Raw genomic sequence first — 16,418 nt, forward strand, 5'->3', positions numbered from 1 at the left:
TGCTAAATGTCTCATCGATTTTCTGTCGTTATAGGGTCGTCTTTGATTTCCAGCTTGTTAGTGATGTCGTCGGTACAAGCACAAAGCATACAAAAAGGTGCAATCGAAAAGTGCAGTAAGAATCTGGGTACTTTAGCGGTTGTCGAACCACAGAGTCATATGCTTGCATCACTATCAAACTATAAATTGGGTTCTCCATCTACAATGCTGCGAATGATCGTGGAAGAATCGGGATGTTTTACGGTAGTGGAGCGCGGTGTTGCCTTGCAAAATATTCGTCAAGAACGTGAACTCGCTGCAGGAGGTCAATTGCAACAAGGGTCAAATGTTGGCGGCGGTCAGTTGCAGGCAGCGGACTTTGTGATGACGCCCTCCGTACAATTTGCCAGTGACACGGGTGGTGTTGGTGGTGCTGTTGGGGGATTGTTAGGGCGCTTTGGTGGAGCCTTGGGTGCGTTAGGTGGACTTGCGGGTGGTGTGAAATTCAAAGAAGCAGAAACCACTTTGTTGCTAGCAGATGTGCGCTCAGGCATACAAGTTGCCAGTGCAGAAGGGCAAGCAAGTAAGATGGATTTTAGTCTCGGTGGTTGGGGTTGGGGTGGCTTTGGTTGGGCCAGCGCTGGTGGGTACAGCAAAACGCCAGAAGGAAAATTAATCGCTGCCAGTTTGCTAGATAATTACAACAAGATCGTGCAAACAGTACGCAACAAAGATCAGTTGATTCAAGCAACGTCACAAGCATCTAAAAATAATGCAGCAAATTCTATTCAGGCAACGCCGCCTTCACAAGTCGCTGCGCAGCAATATACCCAAACTGCAGCTCCATCCGTGGGTTCGCCTGCGGTTACTAAGTCAAGCGCAAGTCCTGGCTTGACTGGAATGTATAGCGTGAAGTTTGCTGGTGATGATGAAGGTACCGTGAATGTCATGATCAATAAAAATGGCAGTGTGACTGGTATGGGTAAGTCGACCAAATACAATTTTAATTTTAATGTCGCCGGTACGGTCAGCCCGGATGGCGAAATGAGCCTCGCAAGCAGTGGCAAAGCAGGGAGTGCTAAATTTATGGGCAGCGTAGATTTGCAAACTGGCGCCGTGGTGGGGATGTGGCAATGGGAAGGCAATCACGCTGGGCAGGGTACCTTTAATGGTCAAAAGCTCTAAGTAGAGTTGGTTGTACTAAGCTAAACATTTTGCCGGAAATCCCTCGGGAACGAATAAGCATGGCAGAGGGAATTAAACTGTCGATACTCGCCGCAAAATGCAAACTTCAAACTTCAAAGCAGACGTCAAGTCTGCTTTTTTTTTGCGTGAATTTGTACCATGCTGATGGCTAGATTTTTTATTAAGATGTATCGTAATTTTAACGAAATTCATCTTGTGTTTCTGTGTAATCAGGCTTTTGTGAGTACTAGCTGACGAAATGAATTAACACTCGCTGTTGCCGATTGGATACTGATTTTGTTTCAAGAGAGAACCACTTTCTGGTGTTCAATCGCAATGAAAGTATTTGGCGTGAAAAATATCCAGCTCAAGTTGTTTTTACCATTCGCCATTGGTGTGCTGGTGTTGTTACCTGCATTGCTGATAACTTGGTTTGGTTATCGTGCCGCGCAACAAACAGCAATTGATGCTGCGAATGCGGTGATGATACAAGCTAGTGTGCGGGCAAGTGATGCTGCTGACGCGGATCTGGCTGAGCCAACGCGTCTGCTTAACTATTTTTCCCAGTACGGTGATGCCATCAATGGCGAGCCTGACCCCAAAAATTTTACTAGCTTAGATCGTTTTGAAGAAGTTGCTTGGGGAGCAATGCGCAGCACGCGATTAGTCAAATTTTTGGGATTCGCTTCAGCTCGCGGAGAGTATCGCGCCATCAATGTTTATGACGATGACGCATTGCCAGAAGTATTGGTTCAAAATGTTGGTGAAGAATACCGACGTCATTTTCGCAGTGCCTATCCAATGGATAGGCGCATGATGATTGGGAAAGATAAGCAAGCCTATGTGGCAACTTCTCGACCATGGTACGTCGCTGCACTGCAAGCGGCAGATCCATCTGGTTTGAAAAACGATCGACGGGCTTGGACTGATGTTTATCATTCGTTTTCACGCAATCAATTGCAGGTTGCCCATTCGACGGTTGTACGTAATGCTAAGCGGGAAATAATTGGCGTTGTTGCGTTCGATGTTTCTTTTAGATTGCTAAGTACTTCGTTACATAATCTGGAAATTAGCCCGAATGCAATTGCTTTCATCATCGATCGTAAAGGTGATTTGGTGGCGACTTCGCTGGAAACGATGCTGCTGGGTTCACCAGATGTGCCAAAAATTTCAGCAGTAGAGTCTAATTCACCATTGATACGAAATGCCATGCGCTTCTTGCCAGATCGGGGAAGGGCAAATTCTCGACTGAGTCAGAGCAAGTCAGACAACGCGGATAGTAATCCTTGTAAAAATTCAGATATTTGTGAAAATTTTCAATTTGAATTTAATCAAAAAACTTATCTGGCCCACGCACTTGTACTCAATCAGGGAAGTAGTGCAACCTCTAATGCATTGGCATTGAACCAAGCGAAAGATGTGAATTTTCCTGACTGGCGTTTGGTAATTGCCGTGCCCGCGGATGATTTCAACTATGTGATTAAGCAAAAAGGGCAACGCACGCTGGCCTTGGCAATTGTGTTGGCATTGATCGCCTCAGCATTTGGGATTTGGTTTGCCAGTTACTTGAATCACAGTATCAACGGCATCGCGCGTGCTGCCGTAAAACTTGGGCATGGTGAATTGAATTTGGATGTCATACGGACTAACTTTGCGGAGCTCAATCAGATTGGCGATGAATTGGCGCACACGGCCGATGTACTTAAAGAATCGCGTGATGCGTTGTTAGCCCAAAATGCCGCTTTAGAGCAGCGTGTAAGAGAACGTACGATTGATCTGGAGCATCAGACCGAACAAGCCTTGCAGGCAGCGAACGCAAAGGCGGCATTTCTCGCCACCATGAGTCATGAAATTCGCACGCCTATGAATGGTGTAATTGGCATGACTGATCTCTTATCTGGCACAGCATTGACGACAGAGCAGCATGATTATGTTAACACCATCCGTACTTCTGGTAATGCACTATTAACGATTATTAATGATATTTTAGATTTTTCAAAAATTGACTCAGGAAAAATGACTTTGGAATGTGAACCCTTTTCGCTGCAGCAGATGATAGAAGACTGTATCGCCCTGTTAGCAAGTGTAGCGAATCAAAAAAAGCTTGAACTATTGTACGAATTTGATCCTGAGGTTCCTAAATTTATTTTGGGAGATATCACGAGAGTTCGGCAAATTGTATTGAATTTATTAGGTAATGCGGTCAAATTCACTGAGCATGGCAACGTTATTGTTCACATCAGCAAACCGGTGGAGTTTTCGAATATTGACATAGAGAATACGATACAAATTCATGTGCGTGACACGGGCATCGGCATTCCTGCAGACAGTGCGAATCAACTGTTTTCAGCATTTACTCAAATTGACGCGGCAACGACACGAAAATATGGTGGCACTGGATTGGGCTTGGCAATTAGTCGCCGCCTCGCTGAACTGATGGGTGGTGGTATCCAACTACAAAGTGAAGTGGGGAAAGGGAGCGTGTTTACGGTCCAGTTTCGAGCAGAAGCCTATTTGGACGAAGCGGCAATCAACCCGAACGCTAGCGATATGGTAGCCCGCAATCATCTTAAGTCCTTAGTTGGTAAGCAGGTACTGTTGGTTGATCAAAACGCGGAGAGCATGCGGATCATGCGGCAGCGTCTACTCAATTACGATATGCAGGTACAGACGATACCGACGCTGACGCAATTTTCTAGCACTGATCCTGAAGGTAAAGATGACGCGAAAATTTTCGATTTAGTCATTTTGAATATAGATCAAAGTCAGATGGCGGCGAAAGACTACTTGCAATCGATTCGGTCGCACCCCGATTTATCGCGTTCTGCTGTGCTAGGGTTGATTGCGCAAACTGACAATTGTGAAAGTGAATTAGATCAATTCGGAGCTGCTTATTTACTCAAGCCCGTGCGCGAATCGCATTTAGCAGAAGCATTATTGCAATTGTTATTTGACTCGACAGATCGAGCCGGAATGCGAGGGAGTCCGGCAGAGCAAGAGCGCCGTAGTGGCTCTCCGAATTTGGGACAGCGTTTTCCATTGCGCATGCTAGTTGTCGATGATAATCCTACAAATCGTAAGGTCGCGAACATGATGTTAGAACGCCTTGGCTATAAAGCTAGCATGGCAAATGACGGCAGAGAAGCGGTGGATCAGATTTTGGCTGCTGATGCAAGTCTAGAACCATTCGATATTGTATGGATGGATTTGCACATGCCTGTTTTGGATGGTTTAGAAAGCACAAAAATCGTGCGCAATGCAACAATTCAACAGCCGGCGATTATCGCTGTAACGGCTGCGGCTATGCATGGCGATAAGGAGATTTGTTTGCAAGCTGGTATGAATGACTATGTGAGTAAACCTCTAGAAAGCAAAGAGTTGCAAATGGCGCTGGAGCGTTTTTTAACTAGACGTGGTTTTGAAATACGTCAGCATGACGCCACAGATCTAGGCTTGCAGGCGTCAGATAACCAGTATAGTCACTTCGATCCAGATCGTTTTATGGCCTTCTGTGAAGGCAATCCAGCCTATCGAACTACTTTTGTTGGATTAATTCAAAATATGGTGAATAAGAGCCGTGCACAATTTGAACAGGCACTTCAAGCGTGGCAAGAGGCACGTAGTGACGATGCTGCGCGTGTGTTTCATACTATGCGTGGGTCTATGGGGACTTTAGGGGCAACTGTTTTTGTGGAGACTTCGAAAACCCTGGAAACGGCAATCAAGGCAGGGCAAGCAAACGAGGTTGATCGATTATTTGTGGAAATGAAAACTGTTTTGGATTTGACATTGACGCAGGCGCAACATTGGCTAAATAAGCAAGCTGGTGCGTGAATAATTCGCTCGAAATGAGCGTGGGGTCTAGGTTTTCGCTATAATCCACCCCTTTCCTTTGCCTGCCACTGACCCTGTCACTTAAGCACCGCCATGACTCTACGTATCAATGAAATCGAATTACTCTCGCCCGCGAAAACCGTAGAAATCGGTCGTGAAGCAATTTTGCATGGCGCTGATGCGGTGTATATCGGAGGCCCTTCATTTGGCGCACGCCACAATGCCAGCAATGAGATTGGCGAGATTGCTAAATTAGTTGAGTTTGCTCATCGTTATCATGCCCGGATTTTTGTCACTCTTAATACGATTCTGCATGACAGTGAGTTAGAGCCAGCACGTCAATTAATTACGCAATTTTATGATGCCGGTGTTGATGCCTTGATCGTGCAAGATATGGGCGTCATGGAACTGGATATTCCTCCCATTCAAATTCATGCCAGTACTCAGTGTGATATCCGCACACCTGGGAAAGCCCATTTTTTAGGTGCATCCGGTTTTTCTCAATTAGTGTTAGCACGTGAGCTCACTTTAGAGCAAATCAAAGCGATCAAAGCCCAGACCAATACGCCATTAGAATATTTTGTGCATGGTGCTTTGTGCGTGGCGTTTTCTGGACAATGCTATATCTCACATGCAAAAGATGGTCGTAGCGCGAACCGTGGTGATTGTTCGCAAGCCTGCCGCTTGCCGTATACCTTGACCGACAACACTGGCGGTGTGGTCGCTTACGATAAGCATTTGTTGTCGATGAAAGACAATGACCAAAGTGCGAATTTAGAAGCTTTATTAGACGCCGGTATTCAGTCTTTAAAGATTGAAGGTCGCTATAAAGATATGGGCTATGTGAAAAATATTACTGCGCATTATCGGTTGTTGTTGGATGAAATTTTGGAGCGTCGCCCGGAATATTATCGAGCTTCGAGTGGACACACGCAGGTGGCTTTTACGCCGAATGTAGATAAGACTTTTCATCGTGGTCATACGGCGTATTTCGCGAACGGACGTTTGGAAAATATTGGTGCGTTTGACTCCCCCAAATTTGTTGGCCTGCATATCGGCTATGTGACGCGCTTAGGGCCAGATTGGTTTGAAATGGAAACCAATGAAGATTTGGCAAATGGCGATGGTCTTAACTATATGCATAAGCGTGAGGTTGTTGGGGTTCATGCTAACACGGTAGAACAAAAATCGACGAATGAAAATGGCACGACCTGGCGCGTGCATCCAAATGAAAAGATGGCTGAATTTGCCAGCCTCAAAGTTGGTATGTCAGTGCATCGCAATCGTGATCAGCAATGGGAAATGGCTTTAACCAAGAAGTCGTCTGAGCGCAAAGTTGGTCTATGGCTGAGCCTGTCGGAAACAGAAAATGGTTTGTGTTTGAAATTGTCTGATGCCGATGGTATAGAAACCACTACGGCCATCAAATTAGATTTAGAGCCAGCGCAACAAGCTGAAAAATCCGAAGCGAGCCTGCGTGAAAGCTTGGCGAAATTGGGTAACACCATGTTCTATCTCGAACAACTTGATTTGCAGTTGAGCCAGCCTTGGTTTGTGCCATCATCGGTGATCAATGCGCTACGCCGTGACGCGGTAGCAAAGCATGAACAAGAGCGTGTGACATTGTGGCAGCGTCCTCTGCGTGAGGCTGCACTGCAACCGTTGGTTGCCTATCCAGAAACGACGTTGAGTTATTTGGCGAATGTGTATAACCACAAAGCGCGCGAATTCTATCAAAAGCACGGCGTGCAACTAATCGCAGCTGCTTACGAGTCACACGAAGAGGCAGGTGAAGTTCCGTTAATGATTACCAAGCATTGTCTGCGCTTCTCCTTCAATCTTTGTCCCAAACAGGCGAAGGGTGTTACGGGCGTGCAAGGTCAAGTGAAAGCCGAACCGATGACGCTTGTGAATGGCGACGAGAAATTCACTTTGCGTTTTGATTGCAAACCTTGTGAAATGCATGTCATGGGCAGTATGAAACCGCATATCCTCAAATCTCCGCCGCCAACGACGGTTACTAGCCCATTAGTGTTTCATAAAAGCCGGCCACAATAAGCTTGCGTTAATAAGTTGAACTGTTGAATAACATTAACAGCCGCACGGTGCGGAATAGCTGCATAAGCGGATAGTCGACATAGCTTAAGTACTAGTTGCTGGCATAAGGTGCCCGCTATTTTTAGGTCAACTAAATTCACGCCATCAAAGTTACTCGGATAAAACTCGCGCGATTTCAATCTGCCTGATCCGAATTCTTATCTCCCTGTGATCGGGTCTTTTGGCAGATGCCAATGCCACGATAAGTAACGTCACGCTGTGCGTTCTCTTTCTCATACTGATAAATTTTTCACTTAAGTAAGCTTTTCAAGATTTATTTTCAACAGATGAAAATAAATCTTGAAATTGACGTTTTACTGTATTAGTATATGCATACAGTAATTTTGTTGTGGTAAATTTATGTAATAACCTCATTTTGTAATGCTAAGAAAACCCTCTTATGACAAACCCTAGAGACTTACCGGTTGATATTTTTCTCATCTCTACCGGCAGTAGTGAGCCTATCTATCGGCAGATGGTGGAACAGCTACGCCGGCAGATCTTGGGCGGAAAAATTTGTGCAGGTGACGCAATGCCTTCGGTACGTGATGTCGCTAGCACGCTAGGGGTGAATCCGATGACCGTATCAAAGGCTTATAGTTTGTTGGAATCAGATGGCTGGCTAGCGCGCCGACGTGGCATGGGAATGATTGTCGCGCAGCGTGAATCGCAATTTGAGCAGGCAGAAAGTCGACTCCAATTGATACGTCCCAGCTTGGAGCAAGTAGCACTCGAATCGCAACAATTGAAGTTGGCACCGGATGAAGTCTTAAATTTATTCAGTCAGATTTTGAAGATTGAAAATGAAGACGCCGTGTTAAGGGAGTAGAGCAAGTAATGTGAACAGTATCCCCATCTTCGTGAGTGCTGAAATGTTGCGGATCCCGGTGGGATCAATTGATTGCGCATGTCCTTTAGCAAGTGAACGTAAAGCGATATCGTTTAGATTTTGATTTGTGTTGATTTAGATTTTATTTTTTATTCACAATATTTTTAGGGAAATTTTATGCGTTTTTCTCAGCAAGTAATAGCAACTACGTCGAAAATTTTGAAGATCAGTGCGCTGGTTGCTTTGTTCAGCTTGAACTCAATGAGTTGGGCTCAGAGTGGGCAAACTACGGCGTCTAAATCGAGTTCCGTAGCATCTAAAGAATCGGCAACCCGCGGACTGTTATTTGAAATTAAATCGGGTGACAAAACCGCTTACTTATTTGGATCCATCCATATTGCGAAGGCGGATTTTTATCCTATGTCACCAAAAGTCGAAAAGGCTTATCAATTTGCCGACACGGTCGCGATTGAGGCAGATACCACAGATGTCGCAGCGGCACAGGCGATCATGCCCAAGTTGATGTATGTCGCACCAGATAAATTGGAAAATCATTTAACCCCAACGACCTGGTCAAATTTTCAAGGTGTATTCGGGCCAGGATCTGCACAGATGCAGACCTTAAAACCGTTCATGATCACCTCTGCAATTGCTGTTCAAGTGGGAATGCAAATGGGATTTGATCCTGCACAGGGGATCGACATGCACTTCATTCAACGTGCAAAAACAGATAAGAAATCTTTAGTGGAATTAGAAAGCTTGGGATTTCAAGCCGATATCGTGAGTAATTTGACGGATGAAGAAAGTGACTCCCTGATCTCGTCGCTGCTTGAGTCGATTAAGAAACGTGAGATGGCGAAAGAATTGGAAGGCATCGTTGCGAGCTGGAAAGCAGCTGATACGGAGGCCTTAGCGAAATTATTTACTGATTCCGCCAATAAAGACCCAGCCTCAAAACGCTTGATGAAAATGCTGATGGATGATCGCAATGAGGGCATGGCCGCTAAGATTCAAAGCATGATGGCAGCGGGAAAAAAATTGATGGTCGTCATCGGTGCAGGACATCTGGCGGGTGAAAAAAGCGTCGTTGATCTCTTGAGGAAGCAGGGGATGACGGTTACTCAAATCCGTTAATGCTGAACAACTGTATCGGCGGACAGGCCATCCTGCTCAACACGCAACTAGTATTTGTACGCTGGTGAGAAGAATGAGGCGAACATTGCGAATTTTTCGCATTTTTCAAAAAAATAAGATTGATAAGGCGGCGGGTTGCTAATCGCCAAATTCAGACACGTACATCAGACATAAAGCCAGGATAAAACTATGCAAGCACCTATCAGTATTAAAGGCCTCAGTAAGCAGTTCAAGCCACAACGTGTTTTAAAGAACCTGGATTGGGAAGTTGAAGCAGGCAGTATCGTCGGTTTGTTGGGACGAAATGGTGCTGGTAAATCAACCCTGATCGAATGTCTGTTGGGTTTGCGTGATGCGGAGTCAGACAGCGAGGTGCGTTTATTTGGAGAAGATGTACGCCATTTGTCGGATGCTACGAAGGCCAAGATCGCTTACGTTCCACAAACTAGCGAATTATTTGAATGGTTAACACCACGTCAAATGTTGGGTTATTTTAAGGCGCTCTATCCACGTTGGAACGATGCCAAAGTGGATGCCCTGATGCAGCGATGGGATTTGCCATATAACAAATTGATTAGCAAATTCTCTGGCGGGCAAAAGCAACGACTATCTATTATTCGCGCCTTGGCGCATGAGCCCGAATTATTGATTTTAGACGAACCAGTTGCCAGTTTGGACCCGGCAGGACGGCGTGACTTTTTGCGTGAAATCGTTGATAGCGTCATTGACCAAAATACGACGATCGTGTTTTCTACTCATATTTTGTCTGATCTTGAACGGGTTGCGATGAAGGTGGCTTTTCTTGCTAATGGGCGCATCATGCATCAGCAACCGCTAGATGATTTGATGGAAATCAGCTTACTGGTAACCGGACCATCCGACATGATCACACAATTAGGTCCGCAGAAGATTTTGCAAAGTACTTATCTGCAAGACGGCAATATTCGATTGCTGGGGCAATGGGACTCGCAACAAAGTGCAGCTTTGCTGGCACGCAGCGATCTGAGAGTCGAACGATTAAGTTTGGAAGACTTGTTTATTGAGATGACCAAATGAAAAACATTCTGAATATCTGGATGCAGCCAGTGTATGCGCGCTTGAATATGGAGAGTAAGAAATCTTTATTTCTGGTCATGGCTTTCTTTCCCGTGGCTGGACAACTCATCGCGTCGGCTTTGTTTTTTTGGTCAGCAAAAAAGCCGAATGTCGATGTTTTTGCTTATGCTTTTTTGTTTAGTATTGCAGCCTTGATTATCACAGTGTTCTTTACCTGGTTTGTCATGTTGGTTCAAAACATAGGTTTGCAATATTCACCAGCGAACGCTCGACTGGTACCACAGATGCGAAGTTTTTTACAAGCTGCGATTGTGATTCCAATTATGATCTGTGTTTTGCTGTCGTGTCTCGTCTCGCGCCTGTTGATGCATGAATATTCAGTCTGGCCGGCGTTTGTATGTGTTGTAGTGATGGTGTTTTTTACGATTATTGTCCGTACACAATGGGCGGTAATACCGATGATTCTGTGTTTTCAAGTGCCGGGATTTTTACAGCGTGCAGGAATCGAACATCTCGATCAGATCGTCCAAGGTAGTGTGGGAATTTCCCTTCCTATGCTTGCTTTACTCTCGATTCCAGTGATTATTTATGCCGGTCTTTATTGGATATTTTCATTGCGTGACGAGGCTTTGTTTACGATGCATCAACGTAGCTTAGCTTTGCGTGCAGGTATAGTCGGCACAGGATCGAATCAAAATCGTGCGACACTTAGTTTATCTATGGTGTTCTTCGGTTGGATGGGGCATTGTGTATCACGTAGCCAAAAAAATCCTGGGAGTATCCAAGCTTTGCGTAGCTTAAACGGTTTTGTGTTTGGGCCGCGTATCCATTGGACTACCATCAGTTTGCAGGTGGTGGCGATGCTGGTAACGGGCATCTTTGCCGTGTTCGTGTTGGATGCATTTTCAATGAAAAAAGATAGTGATTTTGTAATCGGATTTGCATTTGGTTTTGGTGGGATTCTGTTGATTGCCCAACCGCTATTTTTCAGTTTTATGCTGTTTTATACCGTATACCAAACCCGTCATGAACAGGCCTTGCTTCAATTGACCCCGAATCAATTAGGGAATGCAGCACTCGATCAAATGTTAACGCGTTATTTGTTGCGTCAATTTTTTATCTTGTATGGAATGAGTTTGCTGATTTCTGTGCCGGTTTGTATTTTTGTTCTCCATGGCGGTGTCAAATCAGCGAGCCTGATTTTGTTCCTCAGCTGTTTGCTTCCAATGATATCCACTATTGCTTTCAACTTCGCCAAAATGAAAGCCTTGAATGATCATCCCATGCTTAAACTGGTCATTGCCTGTTTATTGATTTTTGTGATTGGGTTCGTTTTAGGTCTGTCGATTTCGCTAACGTTAATCTGGTGGTATAGCGCGATAGTCGTGTGTGCAACGCTAATTTGGCTGAAGAAAGCGCTGCAAAAAAATGCGGGTGTAAGGATGTTTCCGGTCGGACGGTCTGTGTGATTTGGTATCGAGCTTTTGGAATTTGCTTACAAAAACTCGGCAATCAACTTTACTAATTCTTCGCCATAGCTTTCTAATTTTTTTGCGCCGACGCCAGTCACGCCACGTAAGTCGTCCAGTGAGCGCGGTTTGGCTTTGGCGATTTCACGCAAAGTAGTGTCGTGAAAAATAATGAAAGCGGCAGTATTGTGCGCCTTGGCAGTTTCTACGCGCCACCAGCGTAAGCGTTCAAAAATCACCTGTTCGCTATCTGACAGATTCGCTTCAGAAAAATCTTTGGCAGATTGGCGCTTATGTTTGACAGCTTTTTCGGCTTTCTTGTATTGACGCAGTTGTATGCTGGTTTCGCTGCGCAACACAGCGCGCGAATCTTCGGTCAACTTAAGTGAACTATAGTTTTCGTAATCAACCGCGACTAAACCTAGTGCAATCATTTGCCTCAATAAGGCGCGCCATTCGGCTTCACTTTTATCTGAGCCGATACCATAAGTGGAGAGCTGATCATGACGCCATTGTTTGACGCGCTCAGTATCAATGCCACGTATTACATCGATCACATGACCTGCCGCAAAGCGTTGATCTACGCGATAAATCGTCGACAGAATTTTTTGTGCCGCGACCGTACCGTCGAATGAGCTTGGCGGTGACAGGCACGTATCGCAATTGCCGCATGCCTGTGAGCTTTGGCCAAAATAATCGAGGATGTGTACGCGCCGGCAATTTAAGGTTTCGCACAGACCCAGCATGGCATCTAGTTTGACACCTTGCACCCGTTTAAAAGTTTCATTCGCTTCAGATTCGTCGATCATGCGGCGCTGCTGAACCACATCTTGCAAGCCATACGCCATCCAGGCATTCGCACTGGCGCCGTCGCGCCCGGCGCGCCCAGTTTCCTGATAATAACCTTCTATGCTTTTGGGCAAATCCAAGTGCGCCACGAAGCGTACGTCGGGTTTGTCGATGCCCATGCCGAAGGCAATCGTTGCCGTCATGACGATACCGTCTTCGCGCAAGAATCTGGTTTGATTACGGCTACGATCTGATTGTTCCATTCCTGCATGATAGGGCAGGGCAGTAATGCCATTTTCATTTAAGAATTCAGCAGTTTCTTCAACCTTTTTGCGCGACAAACAATACACAATCCCGGCGTCGCCGCTGTGTTGTGCATTAATGAAATCAAGTAATTGCTTGCGACCATTCGCTTTTTCAACGATTTGATAACGGATGTTAGGCCGGTCAAATGAAGACACAAATTGCATTGCATTTTCTAATTTCAAGCGATGAATAATTTCATCACGCGTTTGCTGATCTGCCGTCGCTGTTAATGCGATGCGTGGCACATCGGGAAAGCGTTCATGCAACACTGAGAGTTTTATGTATTCAGGACGGAAGTCATGTCCCCATTGCGAAACGCAATGCGCTTCATCGATGGCAAATAAAGCCAGCGGCGTCACGCTCAATAATTCAAGACAGCGTTGCGTCATTAGGCGCTCTGGTGCGATGTACACCAAATCGAGTTCACCTTCGCGCATCATGCGTTCTATTCGCATCGCTTCATCGAAGCTTTGAGTCGAATTCAAAAATGCAGCTCTGACTCCCACTTCCTCCAATGCATCTACCTGATCTTGCATTAAAGCGATCAACGGGGATACCACCACGCCCACACCATGACGAATCAGAGCAGGGATTTGATAGCACAACGATTTGCCGCCGCCGGTCGGCATTAGCACCAAGGCGTCGCCACCTTGCACGACATGGTCCACAATCTGACCTTGCTGTGATCGAAATGCTGGATAGCCGAATACCGTTTGCAGCAGGTGTAGAGCTTGAGCTTGTTCCGGCGTGGATGTTTGTTGCATGTCGATGGTATTGCTTATTCAGCCCAAGTGATGAGGCCTGTGTAGGCCGTAATCAGAATCATGCAGCCGAAGGCAATTCGATACCACGCAAATGCATTGAAATTGTGACTGCTAACGTAGCGCAGTAACCAGCGCACGCAAAAAAAGGCCGAAATGAAAGCCGCTACGGTTCCTAGGCTGAACATCGGGATATCCGCGCTGGAAAGTTCATTGCGCGCTTTGTACAAGGAATAGACGGTTGCGCCGAGCAAGGTCGGAATTGCCAGGAAAAACGAAAATTCCGTAGCCGCTTTACGTGACATACCAAACCACATCGCGCCAATAATCGAAGCGCCTGAACGGCTAGTGCCAGGAATTAATGCTAAGGACTGCGCTAGCCCAATTTTGAGGGCATCAATCAGACGCATATCGTCAATATTCTCAACCTGAGACGGGCGAACCTGAGTGTGCTGTTGATGGCGCCGTTCGGTCCATAAAATAAACAGACCACCAAGAATAAATGCCAACGCAACTGGTACGGGTTTGAAGAGGTAAGCTTTAATTTGTTTGCTAAACAAGAGTCCAAGAATGGCTGCAGGTAAAAAAGCCACAATCACATGCAGTGCAAAACGTTGTGCTTTGACATCGCTACCAAGACCAGTCAGTACCTGCGCGATTCTATGGCGATATTCCCAGCAAACCGCAAAAATCGCACCTGCCTGAATCACGATTTCAAACACTTTTATTTTTTCGCCAGTAAAGTTCAACAAACTACCTGCTAGGATCAAATGTCCGGTCGACGAAATGGGCAAGAATTCCGTCAGTCCCTCAACGATCCCCATGACGATAACTTTAAGTGCGAGAATGAAATCCATAGTGTGCGCTAGTGAATAAAAAACGAAGGCACGAAGCTTATCATGTGACGCTGACGTGTGAGCTTAATTTTGTCGCCATGATAGTGTGCATTTAGCTAATTTTTCTCGGTCTGCTGCACTGGCGTGGTCGCGATTTCTAAGGCATGTATCCATTGAATTGCTTGGTCGCGTGAAGTGCCACACATTTCCAGTGAGGCTTGCAGCCCAGAGCAGCAATGTGGGCGTTCTGGTTGGCCAAAGATTGCGCAACGCAGATCAATGGTTAATTGTACACATGCAACACCAGCCGGCTTGCCATTGGGCATGCCTGGAATCGGACTGGAAATCGAGGGTGCAATACAACAGGCGGCACAGTGCGGTCGGCAGATCATAAGTACTATTAAAATCAAACCTCTATTTTAGCCCACAAAGTCCTTGCTTTCGACCGCTATGTCGTAGAGTGACTTGACCATTCGCATTCCAGAGCTTACATTACTGACTCTTGAGTAAGTTAATTTTAGAGTGTTTTTTGTCATGATGTCATGTCCATTTAAGCCACGTTGGGAACGACGCAAAGATGCGCGACCACAAGAATTGTTGGATGCAGCTTTAGATCATTTCGTCGCACGCGGTTTTGCAGCAACACGTTTGGATGATGTCGCCAAATCGGCTGGGGTTTCCAAGGGGACTCTTTATCTGTATTTCAGTAGTAAAGAAGAATTATTTAAAGCAGTGGTGCGTGAGTCTATCGTACCTTTGCTGGGTGAGGCTGAGAGCCTGATTGAGCAATATGTAGGGAGCAGTGAAGATTTATTTCGTTTGGTGATGACCACATGGTGGGAAAATGTCGGCGCCTCTAAGCTATCGGGATTGCCTAAATTGATGACAGCAGAAGCGGGAAACTTTCCGGAATTGGCTCGATTTTACCAAGAGGAAGTGGTTGATCGGGGAGAAAAACTGGTGGCTACTATGCTCAAGCGTGGAATCGCACGTGGTGAGATTCGTGAAATGGATCTAGAGTTGGCACCGCGGATATTGGTTGCTCCAATGATCATGATGATGCTGTGGAAACATTCAAATGGAGTATGTTTTGTAGAACCAGAAAAATTGGGAGCTTATCTGGATTTTTACATTGATATGGCATTGCGCAGCGTTCTAATTCAAGATTAATTAGTAATTGATTAGCAATTGATTAGCAATTGATTAGCAATTGATTAGCAATTGATCGTTAACATTGTTCGGTTGATTGCACTACGTTGTATTCGATCTGAATTTTAATCTGTATCTGTTTTCGCGCAATTATTTCCTGAATATCGACCGAATTGAGTAAGAATGCCTTAAATCTCGTAGGAAAAGCTTTTTTTGCAGTAACGCTTTGATAAAATGCGAGATTGAAGATTTTTGGCAATTTTCCGGAAGAAACGAATAATTTATTCCGCAATTTACTTATTTTAAATTAATGCAACGAGAAACCACCATGAACATCGAACAAGCCCGTTTTAATATGATTGAGCAGCAAATTCGTCCAACCAACGTGAGTGTGCCAGAAGTGTTGGAATTGCTAGGGATTGTTAAACGCGAAAACTTTTTTCCTGCAGAACAAATTAGTCTCGCTTTTATGGATACAGGTTTGCCCCTAGTGGCAGGAGTGGTTTCGCTTAGTCCTAAATTAGAGGCACGCATCGTACAAGAAGTCGCTGCAAAAAAGACGGATTCGGTGCTGGTGATTGGTGCGGATAGTGGCTATTTGGCAGCTTTATTGGCTCATCAAGCTCGTCATGTGACTGTGATGGAAGCAATACCAGAGGTAAAAAATCTGGCGCAATCGAATATTGCGAAGAATGGTATTACTAATATTGATGTGCAGTGGGGCGATGCCTTGCAAAGCGCTGGTTTCGCGACCTTCGATGTCATCGTCGTCACAGGTTCTTTGGAGTCGGTACCTGAAAGTTTGCAAGCGCAGCTCAACGTTGGGGGGCGTCTCTTTGTCGTCGTTGGTAAAGCGCCTGTCATGACGGCGCAATTGATTTCGCGTGAGTCAGAATTGTTTTTTAATACCAAGTCTTTGTTTGAAACTTCGGTGCCGACTTTGTCACAAGTCATTCCAGCATCGACTTTCACCTTATAATATGAACAAATAATT

General features: G+C 45.4%; 12 protein-coding genes. 9 read left to right on the forward strand and 3 right to left on the reverse strand.

Annotated features, from left to right (window positions below):
• The first annotated feature begins 6 nt into the window (after window positions 1–6).
• The 7 genes from ACO0KW_RS02145 (at window position 7) to ACO0KW_RS02175 (ending at window position 11,583) form a co-directional block, all read left to right on the forward strand.
• A complete protein-coding gene (locus tag ACO0KW_RS02145; protein ID WP_423050176.1) occupies window positions 7–1,164 on the forward strand; it encodes a CsgG/HfaB family protein in 1,158 nt (385 codons plus the stop codon).
• Between the two features lie 336 nt (window positions 1,165–1,500).
• Window positions 1,501–4,998 carry an ATP-binding protein gene (locus tag ACO0KW_RS02150; RefSeq protein ID WP_423050178.1) on the forward strand — a complete coding sequence of 1,166 codons (3,498 nt, stop codon included), beginning with the start codon at window positions 1,501–1,503 and terminating at the stop codon, window positions 4,996–4,998.
• Window positions 4,999–5,091: 93 nt separating this feature from the next.
• On the forward strand, window positions 5,092–7,056 hold the full coding sequence (locus ACO0KW_RS02155; protein WP_423050180.1) for a peptidase U32 family protein: 1,965 nt from the start codon (window positions 5,092–5,094) through the stop codon (window positions 7,054–7,056).
• A gap of 439 nt (window positions 7,057–7,495) precedes the next feature.
• Entirely contained in the window at window positions 7,496–7,924 is a 429-nt protein-coding gene (locus ACO0KW_RS02160; protein ID WP_423050182.1) for a GntR family transcriptional regulator, read from the forward strand.
• Window positions 7,925–8,101: 177 nt separating this feature from the next.
• Window positions 8,102–9,058: a TraB/GumN family protein gene (locus tag ACO0KW_RS02165; protein WP_423050184.1), complete on the forward strand. Its 957-nt coding sequence runs from the start codon at window positions 8,102–8,104 to the stop codon at window positions 9,056–9,058.
• A 189-nt stretch (window positions 9,059–9,247) separates the two neighbouring features.
• Window positions 9,248–10,114, forward strand: coding sequence for an ABC transporter ATP-binding protein (locus tag ACO0KW_RS02170; protein ID WP_423050186.1), 867 nt, complete (start codon window positions 9,248–9,250; stop codon window positions 10,112–10,114).
• Entirely contained in the window at window positions 10,111–11,583 is a 1,473-nt protein-coding gene (locus ACO0KW_RS02175) for a hypothetical protein (RefSeq protein WP_423050188.1), read from the forward strand. Before ACO0KW_RS02170 ends, ACO0KW_RS02175 begins: the two co-directional genes overlap by 4 nt.
• A 26-nt stretch (window positions 11,584–11,609) precedes the next feature.
• On the opposite strand, the gene recQ is transcribed toward ACO0KW_RS02175, so the two are convergent.
• The 3 genes from recQ to ACO0KW_RS02190 all read right to left on the reverse strand — a co-directional run bounded on the left by recQ (window position 11,610) and on the right by ACO0KW_RS02190 (window position 14,667).
• Complete coding sequence (recQ, locus tag ACO0KW_RS02180) at window positions 11,610–13,442, reverse strand: DNA helicase RecQ (protein ID WP_423050190.1); 1,833 nt, start codon at window positions 13,440–13,442, stop codon at window positions 11,610–11,612.
• Window positions 13,443–13,456: 14 nt separating this feature from the next.
• Entirely contained in the window at window positions 13,457–14,296 is an 840-nt protein-coding gene (locus ACO0KW_RS02185; RefSeq protein ID WP_423050192.1) for an undecaprenyl-diphosphate phosphatase, read from the reverse strand.
• Window positions 14,297–14,391: 95 nt separating this feature from the next.
• Window positions 14,392–14,667 carry a YkgJ family cysteine cluster protein gene (locus ACO0KW_RS02190; RefSeq protein ID WP_423050194.1) on the reverse strand — a complete coding sequence of 92 codons (276 nt, stop codon included), beginning with the start codon at window positions 14,665–14,667 and terminating at the stop codon, window positions 14,392–14,394.
• 142 nt (window positions 14,668–14,809) lie between these two features.
• On the opposite strand from ACO0KW_RS02190, the gene ACO0KW_RS02195 reads away from it, so the two are divergent.
• Together ACO0KW_RS02195 and ACO0KW_RS02200 are read left to right on the forward strand one after the other, a co-directional pair.
• The gene (locus ACO0KW_RS02195) at window positions 14,810–15,445 is read left to right on the forward strand and encodes a TetR/AcrR family transcriptional regulator (RefSeq protein ID WP_423050196.1); all 636 of its coding nucleotides are present in this window, start codon (window positions 14,810–14,812) and stop codon (window positions 15,443–15,445) included.
• 307 nt (window positions 15,446–15,752) lie between these two features.
• On the forward strand, window positions 15,753–16,403 hold the full coding sequence (locus ACO0KW_RS02200) for a protein-L-isoaspartate O-methyltransferase family protein (RefSeq protein WP_423050198.1): 651 nt from the start codon (window positions 15,753–15,755) through the stop codon (window positions 16,401–16,403).
• Window positions 16,404–16,418: the final 15 nt, after the last annotated feature.

Source organism: Undibacterium sp. Ji22W (assembly GCF_049340305.1).
GTDB lineage: Bacteria > Pseudomonadota > Gammaproteobacteria > Burkholderiales > Burkholderiaceae_D > Undibacterium.